The organism is Pseudomonas sp. 2725 (genome assembly GCF_050434585.1).
Classification (GTDB): Bacteria; Pseudomonadota; Gammaproteobacteria; order Pseudomonadales; family Pseudomonadaceae; genus Aquipseudomonas; species Aquipseudomonas jessenii.
The window spans coordinates 398013-423257 of the sequence record NZ_JBNDIV010000005.1; the positions used below are offsets into that span (position 1 = coordinate 398013).

At 61.7% G+C, this 25245-nt stretch carries 24 protein-coding genes; 9 read left to right on the forward strand and 15 right to left on the reverse strand.

The features are described 5' to 3' along the window. Position 1 precedes the first annotated feature (1 nt). Complete coding sequence (gene aguB / locus ABIE16_RS16665) at positions 2 to 910, reverse strand: N-carbamoylputrescine amidase (RefSeq protein WP_429521591.1); 909 nt, start codon at positions 908 to 910, stop codon at positions 2 to 4. A 4-nt stretch (positions 911 to 914) separates the two neighbouring features. Beyond that, positions 915 to 1967: an agmatine deiminase family protein gene (locus ABIE16_RS16670; RefSeq protein WP_057714217.1), complete on the reverse strand. Its 1053-nt coding sequence runs from the start codon at positions 1965 to 1967 to the stop codon at positions 915 to 917. A 134-nt stretch (positions 1968 to 2101) separates the two neighbouring features. On the opposite strand from ABIE16_RS16670, the gene ABIE16_RS16675 reads away from it, so the two are divergent. After that, a complete protein-coding gene (locus tag ABIE16_RS16675; RefSeq protein ID WP_057714216.1) occupies positions 2102 to 2977 on the forward strand; it encodes a LysR substrate-binding domain-containing protein in 876 nt (291 codons plus the stop codon). On the opposite strand, the gene ABIE16_RS16680 is transcribed toward ABIE16_RS16675, so the two are convergent. The 5 genes from ABIE16_RS16680 to ABIE16_RS16700 form a co-directional block, all read right to left on the reverse strand. Continuing rightward, positions 2978 to 3367: a c-type cytochrome gene (locus ABIE16_RS16680; RefSeq protein WP_429521592.1), complete on the reverse strand. Its 390-nt coding sequence runs from the start codon at positions 3365 to 3367 to the stop codon at positions 2978 to 2980. Between the two features lie 234 nt (positions 3368 to 3601). Then, entirely contained in the window at positions 3602 to 4045 is a 444-nt protein-coding gene (locus tag ABIE16_RS16685; protein ID WP_057714214.1) for an arsenate reductase ArsC, read from the reverse strand. A gap of 24 nt (positions 4046 to 4069) precedes the next feature. Continuing rightward, on the reverse strand, positions 4070 to 4999 hold the full coding sequence (locus tag ABIE16_RS16690; RefSeq protein WP_429521593.1) for a Ppx/GppA family phosphatase: 930 nt from the start codon (positions 4997 to 4999) through the stop codon (positions 4070 to 4072). A gap of 276 nt (positions 5000 to 5275) precedes the next feature. Further along, complete coding sequence (locus ABIE16_RS16695) at positions 5276 to 5614, reverse strand: hypothetical protein (protein ID WP_429521594.1); 339 nt, start codon at positions 5612 to 5614, stop codon at positions 5276 to 5278. A gap of 67 nt (positions 5615 to 5681) precedes the next feature. Beyond that, the gene (locus ABIE16_RS16700) at positions 5682 to 6344 is read right to left on the reverse strand and encodes an ATPase (RefSeq protein WP_429521595.1); all 663 of its coding nucleotides are present in this window, start codon (positions 6342 to 6344) and stop codon (positions 5682 to 5684) included. Positions 6345 to 6574: 230 nt separating this feature from the next. On the opposite strand from ABIE16_RS16700, the gene ABIE16_RS16705 reads away from it, so the two are divergent. Further along, entirely contained in the window at positions 6575 to 6892 is a 318-nt protein-coding gene (locus ABIE16_RS16705; protein ID WP_218496257.1) for an NIPSNAP family protein, read from the forward strand. Between the two features lies 1 nt (position 6893). On the opposite strand, the gene ABIE16_RS16710 is transcribed toward ABIE16_RS16705, so the two are convergent. The 5 genes from ABIE16_RS16710 to speB all read right to left on the reverse strand — a co-directional run bounded on the left by ABIE16_RS16710 (position 6894) and on the right by speB (position 13691). Next, complete coding sequence (locus tag ABIE16_RS16710; protein WP_429521596.1) at positions 6894 to 7352, reverse strand: GNAT family N-acetyltransferase; 459 nt, start codon at positions 7350 to 7352, stop codon at positions 6894 to 6896. 211 nt (positions 7353 to 7563) lie between these two features. Next, entirely contained in the window at positions 7564 to 9252 is a 1689-nt protein-coding gene (gene betA, locus ABIE16_RS16715) for a choline dehydrogenase (protein WP_090457955.1), read from the reverse strand. A gap of 17 nt (positions 9253 to 9269) precedes the next feature. Beyond that, positions 9270 to 10844: a purine-cytosine permease family protein gene (locus ABIE16_RS16720; protein ID WP_090456554.1), complete on the reverse strand. Its 1575-nt coding sequence runs from the start codon at positions 10842 to 10844 to the stop codon at positions 9270 to 9272. A 283-nt stretch (positions 10845 to 11127) separates the two neighbouring features. After that, on the reverse strand, positions 11128 to 12636 hold the full coding sequence (locus ABIE16_RS16725; protein WP_429521597.1) for an aldehyde dehydrogenase family protein: 1509 nt from the start codon (positions 12634 to 12636) through the stop codon (positions 11128 to 11130). A 53-nt stretch (positions 12637 to 12689) separates the two neighbouring features. Continuing rightward, positions 12690 to 13691 (reverse strand): agmatinase, encoded by a 1002-nt coding sequence (gene speB, locus ABIE16_RS16730; RefSeq protein WP_057714206.1) that lies wholly within the window; start codon positions 13689 to 13691, stop codon positions 12690 to 12692. Between the two features lie 151 nt (positions 13692 to 13842). Here speB and ABIE16_RS16735 point away from each other — a divergent pair, with 151 nt between their 5' ends. The 7 genes from ABIE16_RS16735 to ABIE16_RS16765 all read left to right on the forward strand — a co-directional run bounded on the left by ABIE16_RS16735 (position 13843) and on the right by ABIE16_RS16765 (position 21062). Then, a complete protein-coding gene (locus tag ABIE16_RS16735) occupies positions 13843 to 14757 on the forward strand; it encodes a LysR family transcriptional regulator (RefSeq protein WP_340313978.1) in 915 nt (304 codons plus the stop codon). Positions 14758 to 14825: 68 nt separating this feature from the next. Next, on the forward strand, positions 14826 to 16334 hold the full coding sequence (locus ABIE16_RS16740) for a sigma-54-dependent transcriptional regulator (RefSeq protein ID WP_429521598.1): 1509 nt from the start codon (positions 14826 to 14828) through the stop codon (positions 16332 to 16334). Positions 16335 to 16738: 404 nt separating this feature from the next. Continuing rightward, entirely contained in the window at positions 16739 to 17122 is a 384-nt protein-coding gene (gene gcvH, locus ABIE16_RS16745) for a glycine cleavage system protein GcvH (protein ID WP_057714203.1), read from the forward strand. 41 nt (positions 17123 to 17163) lie between these two features. Beyond that, complete coding sequence (glyA, locus tag ABIE16_RS16750) at positions 17164 to 18420, forward strand: serine hydroxymethyltransferase (RefSeq protein ID WP_407515604.1); 1257 nt, start codon at positions 17164 to 17166, stop codon at positions 18418 to 18420. A 144-nt stretch (positions 18421 to 18564) separates the two neighbouring features. Continuing rightward, the gene (gene lipA / locus ABIE16_RS16755; RefSeq protein ID WP_429521599.1) at positions 18565 to 19554 is read left to right on the forward strand and encodes a lipoyl synthase; all 990 of its coding nucleotides are present in this window, start codon (positions 18565 to 18567) and stop codon (positions 19552 to 19554) included. 33 nt (positions 19555 to 19587) lie between these two features. Further along, entirely contained in the window at positions 19588 to 20346 is a 759-nt protein-coding gene (locus ABIE16_RS16760) for a M15 family metallopeptidase (RefSeq protein WP_429521600.1), read from the forward strand. Then, positions 20343 to 21062 (forward strand): L,D-transpeptidase family protein, encoded by a 720-nt coding sequence (locus ABIE16_RS16765; RefSeq protein WP_429521601.1) that lies wholly within the window; start codon positions 20343 to 20345, stop codon positions 21060 to 21062. The genes ABIE16_RS16760 and ABIE16_RS16765 overlap by 4 nt, the downstream gene beginning before the upstream one ends. 145 nt (positions 21063 to 21207) lie before the next feature. Here ABIE16_RS16765 and ABIE16_RS16770 read toward each other — a convergent pair whose 3' ends face one another. The 3 genes from ABIE16_RS16770 to ABIE16_RS16780 all read right to left on the reverse strand — a co-directional run bounded on the left by ABIE16_RS16770 (position 21208) and on the right by ABIE16_RS16780 (position 25229). Then, positions 21208 to 22596 (reverse strand): purine-cytosine permease family protein, encoded by a 1389-nt coding sequence (locus tag ABIE16_RS16770; protein WP_429521602.1) that lies wholly within the window; start codon positions 22594 to 22596, stop codon positions 21208 to 21210. A 45-nt stretch (positions 22597 to 22641) separates the two neighbouring features. Then, the gene (locus ABIE16_RS16775) at positions 22642 to 23382 is read right to left on the reverse strand and encodes a TorF family putative porin (protein ID WP_057714197.1); all 741 of its coding nucleotides are present in this window, start codon (positions 23380 to 23382) and stop codon (positions 22642 to 22644) included. Positions 23383 to 23489: 107 nt separating this feature from the next. After that, on the reverse strand, positions 23490 to 25229 hold the full coding sequence (locus ABIE16_RS16780) for an amidohydrolase (protein WP_349735600.1): 1740 nt from the start codon (positions 25227 to 25229) through the stop codon (positions 23490 to 23492). Between the last annotated feature and the right edge of the window lie 16 nt (positions 25230 to 25245).

The window sequence follows — 25245 nt, forward strand, 5'->3', positions numbered from 1 at the left end:
GTCACACCCCTTGGGTTGCCCAGCGTGAGTGGATCTGACGACCGTCCTGGGTCAACAAGGCGCCGTACATTTCCGGACGGCGATCGCGGTAGATACCCCAGGTCAGGCGGTCCTCGCGCATGGCCGCCAGGTCCAGGCTGTGGACCAGCACGCCGGTGCTGTCGCGGTCGGCTTCGGCGAGCAACTTGCCCTTGTGGTTGCAGATGAACGACGAGCCATAGAAGCTCATTTGCAGAGTCGGGTCGGTGGTCGCCGCTTCCCGGCCGACCCGGTTGGCCGCCACCACCGGCAGCAGGTTGGCGGCGGCGTGGCCGCGCATGGTCATCTGCCAGTGATCCCGGGAATCGAGAGTGGCACAACCCGGTTCGGAGCCGATGGCCGTCGGGAACAGCAGCACTTCGGCCCCCATCAACGCCAGGCAGCGAGCGGTTTCGGGGAACCACTGATCCCAGCAGATGCCCAGGCCGATGCGCCCGAACGCGGTGTCCCAGATCCGGAAACCGCTGTCGCCGGGGCTGAAGTATTCTTTCTCCTGATAGCCGATGGCGTTGGGGATGTGGGTCTTGCGGTACACGCCCAACAGGCGCCCGTCGGCGTCGGCCACGCTCAGTGAGTTGAAGTAGGCGTTGCCGGCCTTCTCGTACCAGCTCAGCGGCAGCACCACGCCCAACTCTTTCGCCAATGCGGCGAAGCGCTGGAGCACGTGGCTGTCGCGATACTCCTCGGCCAGTGCCAGGTGTTTGTGGTGTTGCTCGATGCAGAAATACGGCGTGGCGAACAGCTCCTGCAACAGGATGACCTGCGCGCCCTTGGCCGCCGCTTCGCGGACCAGTTGCTCGGCCTGGTCGAGGTTGTGTTTCAGGTCCCAGGTGCAGGGCATCTGGGTGGTGGCGATGGTCAGCAGTGTCATGGCATCAACCCCGCACCGGCCAGGCCGGCTGTTGCTGGGTGATGCAATGCACACCGCCACCACCATGGGCCAGATGGTTGATCCGCACCGGCACCACTTCACGACCGGGGAACGCCTGCGCCAGCACTTCGGCAGCGACCTTGTCGGCATCGATGCCGTAGGCCGGCATGATGATCGCGCCGTTGGCGATATAGAAATTGGTGTAGGAGGCGCAGAACACTTCGGCCTCGGTGTCCACCGCATCGGTGGCTTCGAACAGTTCGATCAGTTCGAACTGACGGCCCTGGGCGTCGGTGGCCAGTTCAAGGGCGCGGCGGTTCTCCCGGGCCACTTCGGCGTACACCGATTGCTTGTCGTGGGTGGCGTCCACCAGCAACACGCCGGGACGGGCAAAGGCGCACACGCCATCGACGTGGCCGTCGGTCATGTCGCCGGTCACGTAGTCCGGATCGCCCGGCAGCCAGATGGTTTTCTTCACGCCCAGCAGGCGGGTGAAGATCTCTTCGATCTCGGCCTTGCTCACGCCCGGGTTGCGATTGGGGTTGAGCAACACCGATTCGGTGGTGATCAGCGTGCCCTCGCCGTCCACATGAATCGCGCCGCCTTCGTTGCTCAGCGCCGTGCCGAAACACTCCAGCCCCAAATGGTTGAGCGCACGGCGGGCCAGGCTTTCGTCCAGATCGTGGGCCGACTTGCCGCCCCACGCATTGAAGCGCCAGCTCACACCGGCCAGGCCTTGCTGCGGGTGGCAGACGAAGCTCGGGCCGGAGTCGCGGCACCAGCTGTCGTTGACCGCCAGTTCGATCAACTCGATGTTCGGTCCGCACAAGGCTTTGGCACTGGCGATAGCTGAAGGATCGACCACCAGTTTCACCGGTTCGAAGCGGGCGATGGCGTTGGCCACCCGGGCGAAATCTTCTTGAACCTGTGGCAGTGTCACCCGCCAGCCTGACTCCCACAGGGTCTTGTTGTGCGGCCAGACCATCCAGGTGGCGGCGTGAGTGACCCACTCGGCCGGCATCGTCCAACCGCTGTTTTGAATTACGTTCTGCTGCATGACAAGCACCTCTGAGTTAAGTCATTGTGTTCAATGAAAACGGCCTTGGCGGTCTTGGCATGCATGCTACGACTGGAAAAACGGGCAAACAAACGATGGATTTTGCAGACAACTGATTAGAGGAGCTTATCAATATGCTCAAACACTGGCCGCCCCTGAGCACCCTGCGCGGCTTCGAAGCCGCCGCCCGGCTGGGCAGTTTTCACAAGGCTGCCGACGAGTTGCACCTCACCCAATCGGCGATCAGCCAGCAGATCCGCAGCCTTGAGGCGTACCTGGAGCAACCGTTGTTCCATCGCAGCGGGCGCAGCGTCAGCCTGACCGATGCCGGCCACGATCTGCTGAGCACCACCCAGGCGTTGTTGCAGCAACTGGCGGTGGGCATTCGCCGCTTGGGGCAATACCAGAAGCCCAATCAACTGGTGCTCAACACCACCCCGGCGTTTGCCCGGCACTGGTTGTTGCCACGGTTGGGGGATTTCCGCCGACAGCATCCGCAGGTCGATCTGTGGATTTTCAGCACCGATGAAGTGCCGGACATGGCCAGCCAGACCATCGACCTGGCGGTGCGCGACGACATCAGTTCCCAGGCCGAATGCAGTTTCAAGGTGCTGCACGCCGACCGCCTCTACCCGGCGTGTCACCCGAGCCTGTTGGCCGTGCCCGTGGAACAGCGCACCACCTTGCATGGCGAGCGGGAAATGGACTGGAGCCACTGGGCGGTGGAATCGGGCATAGATGTGGGGCAGATGGATCAGGGGCTGAATTTTTCCGATCCGGGTTTGCTGCTGGACGCAGCCTGTACCGGACTGGGCATTGCGCTGGTGAGCCAGTTGCTGAGTCGGCAGGCACGGGCCACCGGGCTGTTGCAGCCGATGGTGGAGCAAACCATCCGCGGCCCGAACTGGGCGCTGCTGACCCACCGTGACAGCGAGAACATCCCGATGGCCCGGGCCTTTACCCAGTGGCTGGTCGACAATCTGGCGGCCGAGCAGCAGACCACGGCGTGATCATTGCGCGGGGAAGGTTTGCAGGTAGGCCAGCAGGTCTTCGATTTTTTCCGAGTCACTGAGGCCCCAGAAAATCATGCGGGTGCCGGGGACGACTTTCTTCGGCGCTTCGAGGTAGGCGATCAGGGTTTCGCGGTCCCAGACCAGGTTGGCGGATTTCATCGCATCGGAATACACGTAGTCCGTGGTGACGGCGGAATGGCGACCGATCACGCCATTGAGTTGCGGGCCAAAGAAGGCACGAGCCGATTCACCGATCTGATGGCAGCCGCTGCAGAGGCGCTTGTACACTTTCTCCCCGGCCTGGACATCGCCCGCAGCAAGGGTGGGTGTGCTGAACAGGCCCGCGGTGAGCGCCGAGGCGAGGGTCAGTGCTGCGAGTTTCTTCATGTTCCGTTTCCAGTCGGGTGTTGCCGGATGGCTATTGGAACATGCGGGCCGGGGATATCCCAAGTGGTCAAATGGACGCAATCCCTGTGGGAGCGGGCTTGCTCGCGAAAGCGGTAGTCCAGCCACCTACGATGTTGAATGTGAAGGCCTCTTCGCGAGCAAGCCCGCTCCCACAGGGGGCCTGTGCTCATCATGATGGTTGTGACCGATGAGGGTAGACGGTGTTCGAGGGTTTCAGGAATCGCTGCCTGACGGCGCCTGGGGCACGGGGCGGGTTTTCACGGTGACGAACATTTTGATGCGGTCGCCAATTTCCTGGAGGGTATGGCGGAACGGGTCGTGTCTTTCGCTGGTGGTCGGGTCTTCGAAGCTCCAGACCATCACTTCACCGGTAAACGGCATGCGTGAGGCCTCTTCGCAAGACTTGTCGCACAGGGTGATGACGTAGTCGAATTCCTGGCCTTCGAAATCTTCAAGGGACTTGCTGCGCAAGCCGCTGGCATCGACACCGATGTGATCGAGGGATTCGAATGTGCGCGGGTCGATCTCGCTGGCCTCAAGCCCGGCGCTGAAGGCCTGGAAATCGGCAGGATCGGTGTGGCGAAGCAGGGCTTCAGCCATGGGTGAGCGGACATCGTTTCGGGCGCAGACGAACAGCACGCGACGGGGGTCGGTCATGGGTTTACCTCGGCTGGCAGGTTTTTAGTGTTTGCTCATCAATCCATGCAGAACGCCGAACCGCAGACCCGGTTCCGACGCAATCATATGCGTGATCCCGAACACCTTGAACGCCGCCAGCATCACCACCAGACCACCGGGCAGAATGCTCAGGCGGTGGATGGGCAAACCGGCCAACTTGAGGTGTTTCACATGTTTGACTTCCAGCAGGCGCAACGACAAGCGCAACAGGCCGCCGTAGGTGATGCCGCCTTGGCCGTCATCATTCAAGCCATTGGCCTTGAGCACCTTGGCCAGCATCCGCGCCGTCCCTGAAGAACCGATCGCCTGCTGCCAACCCATGGTGCGATAGCGGCGGGCAATGCGTTCGAATTGCACGGTGGCTGCGCGTTCGGCCTCCAGCAGCGCTTCGGCCACGATCCGCCCGCCGTGGAAGTAATGCGCACCGAAGGTGCCGCTGCCGATGGCAATGCTCTCGGTGACCAGCAACCGGTCGCCACGGCCGATGATCATTTCCGTGGAGCCACCGCCGATATCCACCACCAGCCGCGTGGTTTGCGCCGGCAAGGTGTGGGCGACGCCGGCGTAGACCAGTTGCGCCTCTTCGTGACCGGAAATGACGTCGATGCGAAAGCCCAGGTGCCGCTCGGCACTGGCCAGGAACAGCGGCGCATTGTCCGCCTCGCGCACCGCGCTGGTGGCCACCGCCCGCACGCGCCCGGCCTCGAAGCCGCGCAGTTTCTTGCCGAATCGCGCCAGCGCCTGCCAGCCACGGTCCAGCGCCAATTCATCGAGCGCCCCGCCCTGCAGGCCCTCGGCCAGACGCACCGGTTCACGCAGGGTTTTCACTTCCTGGATGACCATCTGCTGGTTCCGTCTCACCGACTGGCCAATCATCAGGCGAAACGCATTGGAACCCAGGTCGATGGCGGCAAACAGCGGGGCGTCTTTCATATGGGGTTCCTTGCACATTCATCTGCCGGCGGACTGACGGCCGCCGGTCACTCAAGACGGATTGCGAGGATCTTGCCATTGCTTTGATGACACCCGGATGACAGGCCTGGAGTTCTGAGCCACACCACAACAGTGGCAGGATTTTCGGCATCCTGATGGATGGCCATCAAGCTGTCATCGAATCGTCATGAACCGAGCGCCATACTCAGTCCATCCAATGCGTGCTTTAACTTTCCGCTGCCAGTCCCGGCAGCTTTTTTTTGCCTGAAATTGCCCTTACAAACACTCCTGCGCCGCACGCTCGAACGGCGACGGCACGAAGGTCGACGCCAGCAGCTTGCGCTCGTACAGGAACACCTTGCCGCCGTTCGAGGCTTTATAGGTTTCAAGCACGTTGTCCGCAGACACTTTGCTTGATACGACGATCCGGTAGCTGCGCTGGGTCTGCGACACCGTTGGGTTGAGCGCATCGTGCTGCAACTTCGGCACCACGCAATGGGTGTACTCCTCCGGTGACTTGCTGGTCTGCAAGGTCATGGTCGGATCGTTCGGCGTGGCACAACCGGTCAGCAGCAGCGAAGCGAAGGCCAGGCTCGGGGCAAAAACAGTGCGCATGAATCAGGTCCTGAATAGAAATCCACGGTGGATCGGGTTGCCCGCCGCTCAATGGACGTTGGGCTTGTTAATTTGTTGTTGCGGTCAATCCGGCGGTTACCAGCGCCTTCAACGATGCATCGAACTGTTTCAGCGCGGTCAGTTGCAGGTCGCGTTGCTGTTCGATTTGCGCGGCGATCTCGGGCGCGGTCTTGTCATGCACCCATACCGACGGCAGTTGTTTTTCCACCGCGCCTTCGGCCTTGCCGATGTACTGCAGGCTGGCGTCGTAGAACCGTGCGGCAAAACGCGCCTCGACCCGGCCGTTACGCTGAGTCAGCAACTGATTGTGGGTATCGAGCATCACCACCACATCGGGATGGGCCTGCACCAGGGCATCGAGATTTTCGTAGACGGTCACCGACAGAAAAGTGTGGTGCAACGACCCCATCAGCCAGTCGATGGCCAGGGCCGGATCGGAACTGTTGACGAACGCCTGGCGAATCCGCGTATCCAGTGCGTTCTTCGCACCGTTGACGGCCACCGAGTGGTATTGCTCAAGGTATTGCAGGTTTTCCACAGTGTTGTCGCTGTAGAGCACCCCGACCGTCTGACCGTATTGCAGCCCGCTGTGACCACCAGTGATCGGCGGCAGATGGCAGGCGCGTGCATCTTCGGCAAAGGCCGATGCGGTGGACGCAACACTGCCCAGCAACAGGGCAATCACAGCCAGTCGGGTCAAGATTTTCATCGCGCAGGTTCCTTGAGCAGCGTGTTCAATGCAGGCAATTTTCCGCCTTTGCGCACAAAACAGAACTTGCGATTCTTGATGGTGACTATTGATTGAACCAATAGTGCTGCGGCGCCAGCAGCTGCCTTTGGCGCAAAATTACCGGTCAATGTCGAACAAGCGGCTGTGCCGCACGCCCACTGTTCATTACAGTGGCGACTGCCCTCAAAACCTGATCAAGGAACGAAAAAATGGTCACTTGCTACTTGAAATACGTGCTCGATCCCTACCAGCTCGAAGCGTTCGAGCACTACGGCAAGTTGTGGATTCCCCTGGTGGAAAAGTTCGGCGGCCAGCACCACGGTTACTTTTTGCCATCGGAGGGTGCCAACAACATCGCCCTGGCGCTGTTCACCTTCCCCAGCCTGGCCGAGTACGAACATTACCGGCAGCAGTCGATGAACGATCCAGAGTGCATCGCAGCCTTCAAGTACGCCGAGGAGAAGAAATTCATCCTCAGCTACGAGCGATCGTTCATGCGGCCGGTGTTTGGCGAGCAGGCGCGCTGAGTCAGCCTTTTTGCAGATCCAGGCAATAGGTGTAATAACCGGGGTCGCGCACCCAGCCCAGGGATTCATACAGGCGCTGGGCGGTGACGTTGTCGGTGGCGGTTTCCAGGGTCATGCCTTTGCCACCGGCCAGCTTCGCAAAATCCCGGGCGGTGTTCATCAGCACGGTGCCGACGCCTTTGCCCCGGGCGGCGGGCGTGGTGAACAGGTCACCGAGCAGCCAGGTGCGATGGGCGTCGATCGAGGAAAAGGTCGGGAACAGCTGGACGAAGCCGAGGTTTTCACCATCGCTGTCCCGGGCAAGAAAAATCACCGATTCATCCCGGGCGAGGCGCTCGGCGATGAAAGCGCGCGATTGCGAAAGGTTCGACGGCTGCTGGTAGAACATCCGGTAGGCGTCAAACAAAGGGGCGATCTGGTCGATGTGCGATGCGTCGGCGCGCAGGGCCTGAATAGCCATGAGGGTGCTCCATTGCGGTCTCAAGGAATTACAGACTAGCAATGGCGAGGCAACAGCGACGTAAAATTTTCTGAAAGCACCGCCGTCCACTGTGGGAGCGAGCTTGCTCGCGATGGCGGTGGATCAGTCGACATTGACGCTGCCTGACACTCCGCCATCGCGAGCAAGCTCGCTCCCACATTAGATTTCCACATTGGTTTGCAGGTTGCGGTCAGACCCGCACATTACGCCCCGGCAGCGAAGTACGCTGGCTGCTTTCCCAGCCCTCGACCAGCCCCACCGGCACATCCGCCGACGGCAACATCTGCACGCCACGCACCAGGTCGGATGCCCGTTCGGCGAGCATGATGGTCGGCGCATTGAGGTTGCCGTTCGGCTCGGTCGGGAACACCGACGAGTCGATCACCCGCAGACCGGCGATGCCACGCACGCGCAATTCGGAATCGACCACCGCCATGTCGTCCTCGCCCATGCGGCACGAACCGCACGGATGGTAGGTGCTTTCCAGGTTGTCGCGCACGAACGCGTCGAGGTCTTCATCGCTGGTCACTTGCGCCCCCGGGGCGATTTCGCCGTCGCGGAAGCGGTCCATGGCTTTCTGGCCGATGATCTCGCGGGTCAGGCGAATGCAGCGGCGGAAACCTTCACGGTCCTCTTCCCGCTCCAGATAGTTGAAGCGGATTTCCGGATGCTCGTACGGATCAGCCGAGCGCACGCGCACATAACCACGACTTTTCGGTTTGTTCGGCCCGGTCAGCACCATGAAGCCATGGCCCTTGATCGGCTTGTTGCCGTCGTAGCGCATCGCCGCCGGCAGGAAGTGGAACTGGATGTCCGGCCAGCGCAGGCCCTTCTCGGAGCGAATGAAACCACCGGCCTCGAAATGGTTGGTGGCGCCCAGGCCGTCCTTGAACAGCAGCCAGCGCAGACCGATCATCAGCTTGCTCAGCGGGTCCATCTTGCTGTTGAGGGTCACCGGCTCCTTGCAACCGAACTGGATGTACACCTCGGCGTGATCCTGCAGGTTCTCCCCTACCCCCGGCAGGTCATGGCGTACGCCGATCCCGGCCTTGCGCAGGACGTCCGCCGGGCCGATGCCCGAGCGTTGCAGCAGGTGCGGCGAACCGATCGGCCCGGACGAGATCAGCACTTCGCGGTTGCAATACACCTGGTGGGTCTGGCCGCCGTGGTCATACATGACCCCCACCGCACGCTTGCCTTCGAGGATGACCTGGCGCGTCATCGCATGGGTGATCACCGTCAGGTTCGGACGGCCCATGGCCGGGCGCAGATAGGCGTTGGCCGTGGAGCAGCGCACGCCGTTCTTCACAGTCATGTGCATGGCGCCGAAACCTTCCTGCATGTAGCCGTTGCAGTCTTCGGTCTTGATGTAGCCCGCTTCGGCACCGGCTTCGACCCAGGCACCGTACAGCGGGTTTTTCATATGGTTGCCGTTGGTGGTGTGCAGCGGCCCGGTTTGCCCGCGATAGCTATCACCGCCCGACTCGTAGCTCTCGGCGCGCTTGAAGTACGGCAGGCAGTTGCGATAGCCCCAGCCTTCGGCACCCAGGGATTCCCACTCGTCAAAGTCCAGTGCATGGCCACGGATGTACACAAGGCCATTGATCGACGAAGAGCCGCCCAGCACCTTGCCCCGCGGGCAGTGAATGCGTCGGCCGTTGAGGTGGGTCTCCGGCTCGGTTTCGTAGCGCCAGTTGTACTTCTTGGTGTTCATCGGGATCGAGAATGCGCTCGGCATCTGGATCACTACGCTCTTGTCACTGCCGCCGAACTCCAGGACCAGCACCGAGGTGGCCGGGTCTTCGCTCAGGCGGTTGGCCAACACACAACCTGCCGAGCCTGCGCCAATGATGATGTAGTCGTATTTTTGCGTAGCCATTTTTTGTGTGGTCATGACTATCTCCCGACCGTTGATTCAGTGAATACCGGCATAGGCTGCTGTTTGTGGGTCAGCGTGTCGCCGGTGGTGTATTGCGGGGAGTTTTTCTCAATCTGCTGGATCACCGCTTCTTCGCGCTTGAGGTCGATCGAGCGGCTCAGCCAGTAGTACGCCAGGCCCGATACGATCAGCCCGACCAGCCAGGCGATGTCGATGCTGCCCAGCGCCTTGGCGAGCGGACCGACATACACCTCGCGCTGTTCAACGCCGTCGAAGATGTAGAAGAACGGGATCATCGAGATAAAACCGATGGCATAGGCGGCGATACCGCGCAGTCCCCAGCTGCCGTAAATGTTGCCGTGGGGCATGAAGAAGTGCGGGATGGCGTAGCGGCCCTTGCGCACGAAGAAGTAGTCGGTGAGGTTGACCGAGGTCCAGGGCACCAGGAAGTACAGCATCACCACCAGGTAGATCCCCAGTACCGACAGGCCTTTGCCGGAACTCTGGATGCTCAGGGCCACGCCCAGTTGCAGCAGGATCACGAAGCCGATGGCCAGGATGCGCGCCTTGCGGGTTGGCTCGATGTGCTTGATCGAGTCGACGCAGGTCAGCGTGGTCAGCTTGGCGCTGTAGATGTTCATCGCGATCACCGGCAGGAACGCCAGGATGGTGACGACCACCACCGCCGTGCCCACCAGCGGCGACACGGTGTTGCCGACTTGCCCGAGGGCCACCAGCACGTCAGTGGAGTGCAGGTGATCGGCCAGCCAGCCACCCACGGAAATCATCCACGCACCGGACAGCGACGCCCCAAGGAACACCACGGCGATCAGCTTGCCGCTGGAAGTATTCTTCGGCAGGTAGCGCGAGTAGTCCGACACATAAGGCGCATAGGCGATGTTGTAGCTGGCGGCCGCCGCAAACTGCGCGATGAAACCGGTCCAGTTGAAACCCAGCGGCTCCCGGGCCACTTCGCCCGCCGCCAGCGCCGGCATTACCGCGTCCGGCACCCAACCCATCAACACCGCCACAGTGACAAGGCCATACAGCGGCAGAGACAGGAACAACGCCCATTTGAAGCTGCGATGCATCCAGTCATGGCCGAGAATCGCCAGCACCGCCGCCGGTATGGTCACCGCCACCGCGATCACCGCGGGGTTGAAGCCGAACAGCGTGTGCAGCCCCTGCATCATCAGCACCAGGTTGACGATGTTGAAGCCGGCGAACACGAACAGCGTCGCCAGCAGCACCAGGATCACCCCGCGATAACCGAACTGCGCGCGGGACTGGATCATCTGCGGCAGGCCAAGGTGCGGGCCTTGCGAGCCGTGGAACGCCATGAACAGCGTGCCGAACATGATGCCCAGCGTACCGGCGAGCGTGGTCCAGAGCGCGGTCAGGCCGACGCTTGGGCCAACGAAGCCGATGGTCATGGTGAAGAAGGTGAAATTGCCGAGGAACCAGAACGGGCCCTGGCTCGACAGTTTGTCGGTGCGCTCGTTCTCGGGGATGAAGTCAATCGAATGCCCCTCGACGACGGATTTTTCATCGAGGCTGGACACGCTCGGGGCGGACTTGGCGTTAGTGTTCATGATGGACTCTTATTGTTGGAAGATCATGACGAGATAACCGCGTTCTTTCGGGTGAACGACTCCCCTGTGGCCCTGAAAATGGGACTGCTGCGCAGTCCAGCGGGAGCAAGCTCCCTCGCCACAGGTTCAGTGTTGCCCGTGCCTACCTGGCGTTCTTGCTGGAACCGAAAACCTGTGGGAGCGAGCTTGCTCGCGATAGCGGAGGGTCAGGCAACACAGATGTCGAATGTGCAACCGTCATCGCGAGCAAGCTCGCTCCCACAGGAATTGAGTCAGCCCTGACTCAAGGCAGCGTGATCCACACCGCCTTGGTTTCGAGCAGGTAGTCGAGCTGCTCGGCGCCCAGGTCCTTGCCGAATCCGGACTGCTTGTAGCCACCGAACGGCATCGACGGATCGAGGGTGCCGTGGGCGTTGACGTAGACCGAACCGGCCTTGAGGCGCGGGATCAGGCTGTGCACTTTCCCGAGGTCGTTGGAATACAGTGCGGCAGCCAGCCCGTAAGGCGAGTCGTTGGCCAGGGCCAGCGCTTCTTCCTCGTCGTCGAACGGTGCGGTGACCAGCACCGGGCCGAAGATTTCTTCCTGGACAATGCGCATGTCGTTGCGGCAATTAGCGAAAATGGTCGGCTTGACGAAGAAGCCAGGGCCATCGACCGGCTGACCGCCGTAGACCAGTTCGGCGCCTTCGGCCTTGCCGGTTTCGATGTACTCGGTCACGCGCTGCTTTTGCAGCGCCGAGACCAGCGGGCCGATGAAGCAATCCGGATCCAGGCCCGGGGCCATTTTCAGGGTGCGCGTGTAGGCGATCAGCTCACGCAGGAATTCGTCGTAGACACTGCTATGAATATAGGCCCGTGTACCGGCGTCGCATACCTGCCCGGAGTTGAAAAACACGCCGTTGGCGACCGCTTGGGCGGCGGCCGGGATGTCGGCGTCGGCACAGACGATGACCGGTGATTTACCACCGAGTTCGAGGGTCAGCCGCTTCATGTCATCCAGCGCTGCGCGGCCGACAGTCTGGCCGACCGGGGTCGATCCGGTGAAGGTCAGTTTGTCGATGCCGGGGTGGGTGGCCATGGCCGCACCGACCACGCTGCCGCGCCCGGTGACGATGTTGATCACGCCGTCGGGGATGCCCGCTTCCTGCACCAGTTCAGCGAAACGCAGGGCCGACAACGAAGTCAGTTCGGCGGGCTTGACCACCACGGTGCAACCGGTCGCCAGCGCCGCGCCGAGCTTCCAGGCCATGGTTTGCAGCGGGAAATTCCACGGCACGATGGCGCCGACCACACCTACCGCTTCCTTGCGGGTATAGGCCAGGTAGTTGCCCGGCAGCGAAGGTTCGACAGTACGGCCGTGCAGCTTGGTGGCCCAGCCGGCGAAGTAACGCAGGGTATCCACGGTGCCCTGGATGTCCACGTCCTTGGCGAAGGCAACCGATTTGCCCATGTCGATGGATTCGATTTGCGCCAGCTCGGCAGCGTTCTGCTCGATCAGGTCGGCCAGGCGCTGCATCATGCGCTCGCGTTCCGCGGGTTTGGCCTGGCGCCAGGCGCCGCCGTCGAACTGGGCGCGGGCGGCTTGCACGGCGCGGTCCAGGTCATCGGTGGTGCCCATGGGAATGCGGGTGATCAGGCCTTCGGTCGAGGGTTCGACCACATCGGAAGTCTGGCCGTCGCTGGCCTCGACCCAGGCGCCGCCGATGAACATTTTCTGGACCTTGCCAAGGAAGGTCTGGGTGGCTTCGCTGACGCCGAATTTTTGCAGGTAACTTTTGACGATCGTGTCCATTTTTGTTCTCTCTGCCCGGCAGTCAGGGCCTGCCGGGTCACTGGTTTCGATGATCAGGCTGATGCGGTTTCGCTTTCGGCGGCCGCCCGCACCTTGCCTCGCTCGTGGAAGATGAAACCGATGCTGTTGAGCAGCAGTTGCGCGGCGAGAATCGAAGTCATGCCGGTCGGGTCGTACACCGGAGCCACTTCCACCAGGTCCATGCCGACGATGTTGCCCTTGCTGCGCTTGGCCAGGGCCTGGATGATTTCCAGTACTTCGTAGTAGAGGAAGCCACCGTGGCTCGGGGTGCCGGTGCCGGGGGCGATGGACGGGTCGAAACCGTCGATGTCGATGGTGATGTAGTAGTTGATGTTCTGCGGGATCAGCGCCAGCACGCCTTCGACGCCGAGACGACGCACGTCGCGCACCGAGAGGATTTTCGAGCCGGCTTCGTGGGCCGCTTCATAGTCATCACGGTTGGACGACGACACGTTGCGAATGCCCATTTGGGTCATGCCGACAATGTGGTTCATTTCCGAGGCGCGGCGCAGCGGGTTGCCGTGGCCATAGCGAACACCGTGGCGCTCGTCGACGAAATCCAGGTGCGCATCGAAGTGAATGATGTGGATCGGGCCACGGCCCTCGAAGGCCTTGATCACTGGTGCGTGCACCGAATGGTCGCCGCCGAGAACAACCGGCATGACACCAGCGTCGAGGATCTTGCGCACGGCGTACTCGGTGTTCTTGTTGCTGGTAGCCATGTCGGTGTGGACGATGTCGGCATCACCGACGTCAACCATGCGCACGTCCGATGCGGTGAGGTACATCACGTCATCTTCATGATCGTAGGCGCCGGCGTGGCCGAAGGAAAACAGCGTCGATGCTTCACGAATCCCGCGTGGTCCGAAGCGTGCGCCGGAGCGCCACTGGGTGCCCATGTCGTTGGGCACGCCGAGCACCGCGACGTCGGCATCCAGTGCATCCCAATCGGTGCACACCGGGGATTTGCCAAAGGTGCAATGACCCACGAATGGCAGGTTCAGGCGACCGGATTCATAACCGTTGTTCGACATTTCTAGCCTCTCCACTTCTTGTTATCGGCTTGACGGACTGCAAGGCGACCGCCGTTGGAAAGACTATGGGCGCAGGTTTTCGTGGAAAAAATGCTAAACATCAGATACTCATATCGGCATTCCCGATGCATCCACATGCCGGAGGTTCAAGATGATCCAGCTGCACGACGTCGACCTGAAACTGCTCAGGGTGTTTGCCACGATTGTGCGCTGTGGCGGTTTCTCGGCCGCGCAGGCAGCGTTGAATGCCGGACAGTCGACCATCAGCGAACAGATGACCCACCTGGAAACCCGTCTTGGGGTAAAACTCTGCCAGCGTGGGCGCAGCGGCTTTCGCCTGACCGAACAAGGGGTGGCGATTCATGAAGCCACCCAGCGCCTGCTGTCGGCGGTGGAAAACTTCTGCATGGACGCCGACGTGCTCAAGCAGCACATCAGCGGCAAGCTCAACCTGGGGATCATCGACACCACGATTACCGACCCCGACTCGCCGATTCCGCGCACCACCCAGCGCTTCGTCTCCCGCGGGCATGACGTGCACCTGAACGTGTACGTCGGCACCCCGGCGGAACTCGAAGAACGGGTGCTCGACGGTCGCCTGCACCTGGCCATCGGGCACTTCCCGATCCATGTGCCGGGCCTGCTGCAATCACCGCTGTACCAGGAAGCCCTGGGCCTGTATTGCGGGCGGCGTCACCCGTTGTACGGCAGCCACGCCGAAGGTGAGGAGCTGCTCGAAGAAGTCGCTGCGGGGCGCATCGTCGTGCGCGGCTACATGCAGCAATACGACCTCGAACACCTGGGCGTCAGCAAGGCGGCCGCCACCGTGGACAACATCGAAGCCACGGCGATCCTGATCATTTCCGGCGCCTACCTGGGTTTTCTGCCTGAGCACTTCGCCGCCCAATGGGTCAAGAGTGGCGAGATGCACCAACTGGCACCCGCGAGCCTGCGCCTGAAATCGCCGTTCGACGTGATCACCCGTCGCGGCACGGCACCACCGCCGATCCTCCAGGCGTTCCTGGAAGACCTGGCCGCCAGCGCCCGTAAAACCGGCCAGCTGTGATGTGACACTCGCCAAATTGAAAATTTGCCGGGCATACTGATTCGGTTCGCCAACCTTGCAGGCCCGTCATGCGCATCCACGTCACCTTCATCGACCGCGTCGGAATCACCCAGGAAGTGCTGGCCCTGCTCGGTGGACGCAGTTTCAATCTGGACGCCGTGGAGATGGTGCCGCCGAACGTCTACATCGATGCGCCAACCCTCGGCGCCGAGGTGCTGGAGGAGTTGCGCGAGGCGCTTTTCGGTGTGCGCGGCGTGCAAGCGGTGACCATGGTCGACATCCTTCCGGGGCAACGCCGGCGCCTGCAACTGGACGCGTTGCTGGCAGCCAGTTCAGACCCGGTGCTGGCGGTGGATGACCGAGGTCATGTGCTGCTGGCCAACCCGGCGCTGATCGCCCTGTGCGGGCGCGAACCGGCCGGTGAATCGCTGACCGCGCTGTTCGACGATGTCGATTTGCAACGCACCTTGATCGCTCACCATTTCCGCCTGCCGATGCACGAGGTCAGCCTCGGTGGCCAGACCTTGCTCCTGGACGCGATGCCGATCACCGACGCCGGCGCCCTGCTCACCTTGTATCAACCCAATCGCATCGGCGAACGCCTGTCGGCGCTGCACCATGACCATGCCGAAGGCTTCGATGCACTGCTGGGTGAATCACCGCCGATTCGCGCGCTCAAGGCTCGTGCCCAACGGGTGGCGGCCCTCGATGCGCCGCTGTTGATCCAGGGTGAAACCGGCACCGGCAAGGAGCTGGTGGCCCGCGCCTGCCACGCCATCAGCCCACGGCACGATGCGCCGTTTCTGGCCCTGAACTGCGCGGCACTGCCGGAGAGCCTGGCCGAGAGCGAGCTGTTCGGCTACGCCCCCGGCGCCTTCACCGGTGCGCAAAGGGGCGGCAAGCTCGGCCTGCTGGAACTGGCCGACCAGGGCACGGTGTTCCTCGATGAAGTCGGGGAAATGTCGCCCTACCTGCAAGCCAAGTTGCTGCGTTTTTTGAGCGATGGCTGCTTCCGTCGGGTCGGTGGCGATAAAGAGGTCCGGGTCAATGTGCGGGTGCTCAGCGCGACCCACCGCGACCTGGAAAAAATGGTCGCTGAAGGGCGTTTTCGCGAAGACCTGTTCTACCGCCTCAACGTGCTCAACCTGCAAGTGCCACCACTGCGCGAGCGCGGTCACGACATCCTGCTGATGGCCAATCACTTCATGCAACAGGCCTGCGCGCAAATCCAGCGGCCGGCGTGTCGTTTGGCACCGAGCACCTTCAGCGCCCTGCTCGGCAACCGCTGGCCGGGCAATGTGCGGCAATTGCAGAACGTGATCTTCCGTGCAGCGGCGATTTGCGAAAATCCGCTGGTGGACATCGACGACCTCGACATCGCCCGCACCGCCGTTGAACGGCAAAATGACGGCGAAGTCGGCAGCCTGGAAGAGGCTGTGGGTGACTTTGAAAAGAATCTGCTGGAACAGCTTTATCGCAGCTACCCGTCCAGCCGGTTGCTCGCTGCACGACTGCAGACGTCCCATAGCGCCATCGCGATTCGCCTGCGCAAATACGGGATTCCCGCCAAGCCCTGAGTTATCTGTCGGAACACATTGTCACCGACAACACATTCCCCTGTGGGAGCGAGCTTGCTCGCGATGAGGCCGTGCCAGTCGATATCAATTTTGCCTGTCACACCGCAATCGCGAGCAAGCTCGCTCCCACAGGGGATCAGTGGTGTTGCTGAATTCTTCGTCTGCAAATCGATACAGCGTAGCGAAATCAAGACAATCCCTTCCACGCCAACAATCACGGCGCTTGCCCCCAAGGCCATACCTGCTTGTATTGAATTCAATACGAGCGAGATGTCACAAACTCCGCACAAACAACTCAACCTATTGATTTAAAACAAATAAAAAACATTGGCACCACCCTTGCTATCACTCCTCCAACCCCGCTCGTCGCCCCGCCACGAGCCTTAAAACAATAAGGAGTTGAGATGAGCGAATTGCGTTTTACCGTCGATCACGAATGGCTGCGCCTTGAGAGCAATGGCCTGGTCACCGTCGGCATCACGGCGTTTGCCCAGCAGGCGCTGGGGGATGTGGTATTCGTTCAGGTGCCTGAGCTGGGCGCCTTCGATGCAGGCGCTGAAGTGTCGGTACTGGAATCGGTGAAAGCCGCCAGCAGTATCGGCATGCCGCTGGACGGTGAAGTGGTCGAGATCAACGCGACACTGGAGAACACCCCGGAACTGGTCAACGAAGACCCATTGGGCGAAGGCTGGTTCTTTCGCTTCAAACCGGTCGATGTCCAGGCGTTGAGCGATCTACTGGATCAAGACGCCTATGAACGCCTTACCGCAGAACACGCCGACGCTTGAAGTCCCCTACGCATTTCCCGAATCCGAAAAAGGACCACACCATGTTCAGCAAGCACGACCAGATCAAAGGCTACGACGACGAACTGCTGGCGGCGATGAACGCCGAGGATGCACGGCAGGAACACCATATCGAACTGATCGCCTCGGAGAACTACACCAGCCAGCGGGTGATGCAAGCCCAGGGCAGCGGCCTGACCAACAAGTACGCCGAAGGCTATCCGGGCAAGCGCTATTACGGCGGTTGCGAGCACGTCGATGTGGTAGAGCAATTGGCCATCGACCGCGCCAGGCAGCTGTTCGGCGCCGATTATGCCAACGTCCAGCCGCACTCCGGCAGCCAGGCCAACGCGGCGGTTTATCTGGCCCTGCTGCAAGCCGGCGACACCGTGCTCGGCATGAGCCTGGCCCACGGCGGTCACCTGACCCACGGCGCCAAGGTGAGCTTTTCCGGCAAGCTGTACAACGCCGTGCAATACGGCATCGACACCACCACGGGCCTGATCGATTACGACGAAGTCGAGCGCCTGGCGGTCGAACACAAGCCGAAGATGATCATCGCCGGGTTCTCGGCTTATTCGAAGACCCTGGACTTCCCGCGCTTCCGCCAGATCGCGGACAAGGTCGGCGCGTACTTTTTCGTCGACATGGCCCACGTCGCCGGCCTGGTGGCGACCGGTCTGTACCCCAATCCCCTGCCCTACGCCGACGTGGTCACCACCACCACCCACAAGACCCTGCGCGGCCCCCGTGGCGGTCTGATTCTGGCCAAAGCCAATCCGGAACTGGAAAAGAAGCTCAACGCCGCGGTGTTCCCAGGTGGTCAGGGTGGCCCGCTGATGCACGTGATCGCCGCCAAGGCCGTGTGTTTCAAGGAAGCGCTCGAGCCCGGCTTCAAGACCTATCAGGCGCAAGTGATCCGCAACGCCCAGGCCATGGCGCAGGTGTTTATCGAGCGTGGTTATGACGTGGTGTCCGGCGGCACCGACAACCATCTGTTCCTGGTCAGCCTGATCCGCCAGGGCCTGACCGGCAAGGACGCCGACGCCGCCCTCGGGCGCGCCGGCATCACCGTGAACAAGAACGCCGTGCCCAACGATCCGCAATCGCCGTTCGTGACCTCCGGCCTGCGCATCGGTACCCCGGCGATCACCAGCCGTGGCTTCAAGGAGGCGCAGAGCATTGCCCTTGCCGGCTGGATCTGCGACATCCTCGATCACCTTGGCGATGCCGATATCGAAGCCAATGTCGCCCGCCAGGCTGCCGCCCTGTGCGCCGACTTCCCGGTCTATCGCGACTGACCACACAACACAAAACCCCTTGTGGGAGCGGGCTTGCTCGCGAAGGCGGTGTGTCAGTCAACATTAATTTCAACTGACACTCCCTCTTCGCGAGCAAGCCCGCTCCCACAGGTTTCGTGCCCATTGCTGCAAAAGGAAAGCATCATGAACGCCATTGTCGAGTCGACCGGCAACAGCCCGGCCAAAGTAGAGGTCGGCACCAAACTGCGCGGTGCGCAAAAGGTTGCGCGGATTCCGGTGAAGATCATTCCCACGGATGAATTCCCGCGCAAACCCGACTGGATTCGCGTGCGCATGCCGATCTCTCCCGAGATCGACCGCATCAAGCAACTGTTGCGCAAACACAAGCTGCACAGCGTCTGCGAAGAGGCGTCCTGCCCGAACCTGGGCGAGTGCTTCTCCGGTGGCACGGCGACCTTCATGATCATGGGCGACATCTGCACCCGTCGCTGTCCGTTCTGCGATGTCGGCCATGGCCGGCCCAAGCCGCTGGACGCCAACGAGCCGATGAACCTGGCCGTGGCCATCGCCGAGCTGCGCCTGAAGTACGTGGTGATCACCTCGGTGGACCGCGACGATTTGCGCGATGGCGGCGCCCAGCACTTTGTCGATTGCCTGCGCGAGATCCGCAAGCTGTCGCCCGGCATTCAATTGGAAACCCTGGTGCCGGATTATCGCGGACGCATGGACGTGGCCCTGGCGATCACCGCCCATGAGCCGCCGGATGTGTTCAACCACAATCTGGAAACGGTACCGCGCCTGTACAAGGCCGCGCGGCCGGGTTCGGACTTCGAGTGGTCGCTGGACCTGCTGCAGAAATTCAAGCAGATGATGCCGCACATTCCGACCAAGTCCGGCCTGATGCTGGGCCTTGGCGAAACCGACGAGGAAGTCATCGAGGTCATGCAGCGCATGCGCGAGCACAATATCGACATGCTGACCCTCGGTCAGTACCTGCAACCGTCCCGCAGTCACTTGCCGGTACAGCGCTTCGTGCACCCGGACACCTTTGCCTGGTTTGCCGAAGAAGGCACGCGCATGGGTTTCAAGAACGTGGCGTCCGGGCCGCTGGTGCGTTCGTCCTATCACGCCGATCAACAACTCCATGGAGGTACGGACGGTTTCAAGCCATGATGGAGTGACTGGTCATGCATGGAGCCGTTTCCGATGTCGCGTTCACCCTGTCTGTTGTTGCTGTGCCTGAGCCTTGCCACGCCATGCATGGCCGACGAGTCGAAACCCGGACACATGGTGTATGTGCGCAGCGTCGACCCGGGCATCTCGCAGGACATCCGCTACGCCAGCGCGCACAACTTCACCGGGCACCCGCTCGACGGCTACCAGGCGGCGGAGTGCCTGCTGTCGCAGGATGCGGCGAAGGCGTTAGCCCGAGTGCAAAACTCACTGAAAGCCGAAGGCTACGGCTTGAAGGTATTCGACTGCTATCGCCCGACCCGCGCGGTGGCGGACATGGGACGCTTCGCCAGCGAACCCGGCGACCCGCTCAAGACCGAGTTCTATCCACGGGTCGACAAGCAGGACTTCTGGCGCCTGGGTTATGTGGCCCGGGTGTCCAATCACTCCCGAGGCAACACCGTCGACCTGACCCTGACCGGCCCCGACGCCCTGCCCGCCGACACCTGGACACCTTCGGCGATACCGGCGGATTGCACCGCCCCCTACGGCGAGCGCTGGCACGACGGCGCGCTCGACATGGGCACCGGTTTCGATTGCTTCGATGAGCGGGCGCACACCGACTCGGCGCTGATCAACGCCACGGCCAAGGCCAATCGCCAGCGGCTGACCAGTGCCATGGCCAAGGAAGGCTTTGTGGGTTATTCGGCCGAGTGGTGGCACTTCACGTACAGCGGGAATCCGCCGAAGCCGGACGTCATGAACTTCCCCATCACGCCGCTCGCACCATGAACACTCTCCTCAAGACCCTGTTGGTGGTGTTTTTTCCGCTGGCCGCCATGGCCCAGGGACTCGACGGCAGTGACCAACTGGTCGTGGTCACCAGTAAAGGCTGGGATGACATCCAGGGTACTGCCCAGCGCTATGAACGGCACGGGCAAACCTTGCAGAAATTCGAAGCGCCCTTTGCAGTGGTGCTCGGCAAGAATGGCATGGGCTGGGGCAAGGGCCAACTCAACCCCGGGCGACCTGAAGGGCCGATCAAAAAGGAAGGCGACGGCAAGGCGCCGGCCGGGATGTTCAGCCTGGGCACGGCGTTTGGCTACGAGCCTTCGGCCAATACCCGCCTGCCCTACCTGGCGCTGACAGCGACCATCGAATGCGTGGACGACAGCCAGTCGGCTCGCTACAACGAGCTGGTCGACAGCTCGGTCATTGCAAGAGACTGGAACAGTTCCGAACGCATGCGCCGCAGCGATGACTTGTATCGCCAGGGCATTTTCATCCGGCACAACACCCTGGCCACTCCCGCTGCCGGATCATGCATTTTCTTCCACATCTGGCGCGGACCCACCGCACCGACTCGCGGCTGCACCGCCATGGCCCCGGCGGATATCGCGCGGTTGTTCAACTGGCTGGACCCGGGAAAATCCCCGATGCTGGTGCAACTGCCCGAAGCGCAGTACGAACAGTTGCGCCAGCGCTGGGAACTTCCCGAACGCGAGTAAACGCTGAACCCTGTGGCGAGGGGGCTTGTCGGAACGCCGCATCGCCCCGTTGGGGCACGAAGTACACCCAAAAAAGGGACTGCTACGCAGTCCAACGGGGGCAAGCCCCCTCGCCACAAAAGCCCCCTCGCCACAAATGCGGGAATTAACCCCGCTCAACCACTACGCCACTCATCGACGGCTTGGCCAGCGCGTAATAGATCACACCCGGTACCAGCAGCCCGACGATCCAGGAAATGTCCACGCCGCCCAGTTGCGCAACCATCGGCCCGGAGTAGAAATGGGTGTCGACAAAGGGCAACTGGATCAATACGCCGATCACGTACACGCTGATCCCCAGCACGTTCCAGCGACCGTAGCGCCCGCTCGGGTCGGACAGCGCAGGAATGTCGTAACGTTCCTTGTTGATGAAGTAGTAATCCACCAGGTTGATCGCGCTCCAGGGGGTGAAGAACGTCAGCAAAAACAGGATGAAGTACTTGAACGAGTTGAGGAACGAGTACTGCCCCAGCAATGCCAGGGCGGTGGATGCCGCGACGATCAGCAGCACAAACAGCATGCGCTGGCGGGCGGTGATTTCCAGGCGACGACGAAAGCCGCTGATGATGGTGGCGATGCACATGAAACTGCCATAGGCGTTGAGAGTGGACACCGTGACCTTGCCGAACACAATGCTCAGGTACAGCAAAGACGCGATCACACCGCTACTGCCCAGGCCGACAATGGTCGCCACTTCATGACCACGGAAGTTCGCCCCGGCCAGTGCGGCGGCGAACACGCCCAGCACCATCGATGCCTGAGCCCCCAATACAGTGCCGAGGCCGACCGCGGCGAAGGTTTTCCACGACGAAGTATTGCTCGGCAGGTAACGTGAGTAGTCCGCCACGTAGGGGCCGAAGGCGATCTGCCAGGATGCCGAGAGCGACACCGCCAGCAGGAAGGTGCTCCAGCCAAAATGACGATTGTCGAGCAGCAGGCCGATGTCGTTGAGGGTCATCAACCGGGTGAACAGGTAGGCGAACGCGATGATGCCCAGCACGCTGGCCACCCGCCCGACCAGGTGAATCACCCGATAACCGAAGATCGTCAGGAACGCGATGCAGGCGGCGAAAATCAGGATGCCGGTGCTGTCGCTGACACTGATCAACTGCGCGATCGCCTGCCCCGACAGCACCGCGCCGGTGGCGCTGAACCCCAGGTACATCAGGCACACCAGGACAATCGGGATCGCCGCGCCATACACCCCGAACTGCACTCGGCTGGAGATCATCTGCGGCAGCCCGAGCTTCGGCCCCTGCGCCGCGTGCAACGCCACCACGGCACCGCCCAACACTTGCCCGATCAACAGGCCGATCAGCGACCAGAACACATCGCCGCCCAGCACCACGGCCAGGGCGCCGGTGACGATGGCGGTGATCTGCAGGTTGGCGCCGAGCCACAGGGTGAACTGGCTATAGAGACTGCCGTGTCGCTCAGCCTCGGGAATGAAATCGATCGAGCGGGTCTCGATCAGGGGACTGCGTTGCGCACTCATGAGGGTGTTTCCTTTGAGGAACTGTTTTTGTTGTCGGGGCTGAACTTAGAAGGTCTTGGTGGCACTGGCAACGACCGTGGCCGAGCACAGGTCGTCATAGCCGTACCAACTGGCGCACTCGCTTTTCGACAAGTCCGTGTCGATATAGCTCAGGCCCCAGGTGACGCCGACGAAGTCGCGGGTCAGCTTGGCCTCCCACTCGTAGTAAGACTCACGGCTATCGCCATTGGCGGACCAGAACGCGGGGTCATTCACATCGTTGCGCCCAAAGCGCAGGTCCAGGCCGACTTCGGCCGGCAATTCGATTTTGTAGCCCAGGTAGGTGTAAAGGGTGTCCTGGTCCTCGCCGAAGAAGTTCGGCGTGTCCTTGGAGTAATAGGCACCCAGCTTCACGCCGTACAGGTCGAGGACGGCGTAGACCTCGCTGAGGTTGAAGTCGGAATTTTTCGGGTAGTCGTACTTGATGTAGCCCAGATCCAGGCTGATGGCATCCGTCGCCTGCCAGTAATAACCGGCGTAGTACTCAAGCTCCTGGCGGGTATCGAAGCCGCCGCCGAAATCGACGTTGGAGGTCCAGGCTCCGATGTACAGGCCGCTGCTGTGCAACAGCGTTGCGCCGCCCTGCACTGCCGGATCGCCCAAGGTCTGCGAGATGCCCCGGGTGCGGTAATCGCTGACGACGCCCAGGGTCATGTCCAGGCTGAAATCATCGTTGAGGGTCAGGGCCTGGCTGGTCAGGGGGATCAATGCCAGTGTCGCGAGGGTCAATGCTGAAAGTGCGTTCATACAATTCTCTTGTTGTTATGGCGTACGGGAATTTCAGGCATGGCGATGCCAGGCCCCTCGCGCTACGAGGGGCTGGCGGTTTTTTGCGTGTGCTAGGTGTACGCAGGTCAGGACGCGGGGGCGTAGACCTGCTTGCCGGCGAAGAAGGTGTTCAGGACTTTGGTTTCGAACAGTTCGTCATCGCTGACCTTGAACACGTCACGGTCGAGGATGATCAGGTCGGCCTGCTTGCCCGGTGCCAGCGAACCGATCTGCTGATCCAGGCGCAGGGTTTTCGCCGCGTTGATGGTGTAGGCGTAGAACATGGTCTGGCGGTCGATGCTTTCCTTGGCATTGAGTACGCCCAACGGACCCTTGCGCGTGCTGGCCTGGGCAATGGCGTTGAACGGATTGGCGCTCGACACCGGCCAGTCGCTGCCACCGGCAATCGTCGCGCCGGCGTTATGCAAGGACCGCGCGGGATACTGGTAACCGTAGGCAAAGGCGCTGATGTAAGGTTTGACCAGTTCGACGGTGTAGGACTCGCCGGTGGCCCACAGCAGTTGCATCGAGGCAATCACGCCCAGTTGCTTGAAGCGCGCAAACTCCTTGGGGTTGACCAGTTGCAGGTGCGCGATGCTGTGGGGCACGGGTGTCGGGCTGAGTTTGCGCGCATACGCCACGCCATTGAGCGCTTCACGCACCGCGCGGTCGCCGACGGCATGCATGTGCACGATCCAGCCGCGTTTTTCCGCTGCCACCACCAGTTCGCCAAAGTGCGCCGGGTCGGTCAGCAGCTGACCGTCCTTGTGGCTGTTCTTGTACGGCACGACGACTGCCGCTGTTTGCCCCGGGAATTCGAGAATGCCGTCGACAAACACCTTGACGCCGGGGAACGTCAGGTTAGGCACGCCCTCGAACTGTTTCATTACCGTGGCGATCACCTCCAGGTCGGCAGGTTTGCTCTTCGGATTGGTGACCATCAGCGCGGCGACATGGGCACTGAGTTCGCCGTTCTGCGCCAGTTCCTTGTACAGCGGCAGCACGCCGACACTTTCGGCGGTGGCATGGAAATCGAACAGCGAATCCTCACTGCCGCCGTTCGCCGCCGCGTCCATCCAGGCGGTGACGCCGAATTGATTGTTGATCTTCACCGCTTCGCGAGCGGCCTTGAGCATGGCCTCCGGGGTGGGCGCCGGAATCCCGTTACGCACCACGTCCCAGCGGGATTCGGCAAAGTAGCCGTTAGGAGTGAAGTCCGCTTCATGGCCGATGTAACCGCGTTCCTTTTCCGGCAGGCTCTTGACCAGCGCCGTGTCGATGTCCAGGCGTTTGAGCATCGCGTTGTTGGCCCAACCGGTGTGCCCGTCGATGCCACTGAAGACAATCGGTTGATCCGCCCAGCGTCCCTGGTTGAACACCTTGCCCAGTTCACGGCTTTTCTCCCAGTAAGCCGAACTGACCCCGGCCACGCTGATCACATCGCCGGCGCGTGCGCGTCCAGCCTTGTCTTCCTCGATCAACCATTGCTCCAGTTCCGGCAAGGGTTTGACCTCGTCCAGCAGGTTGGCTTTCATGCTGTCGAAAGCGCCCACCACCGGGTGGCTGTGGGTGTCGATCATGCCAGGCATCAACACTTTGCCCGCCAAGTCGATGCGCTGGGTCTTGGCATCGGCCAGGGCATTGATTTCGGCATCGCTGCCCACTTTCAGAATCTTGCCGTCTTGCACCGCAACAGCCTGCACCAGCGCCTGGCCGGGTTCGGCGGTAAAGACCTTGCCGTTGAACAACACCAGGTCAGCGGCGGCCATCGCTTGTACCGAGGACAATGCCAGCGCGGCGGCCAACAGGTTTGGAATAAATCGCATCGGAACGCTCTCTAGT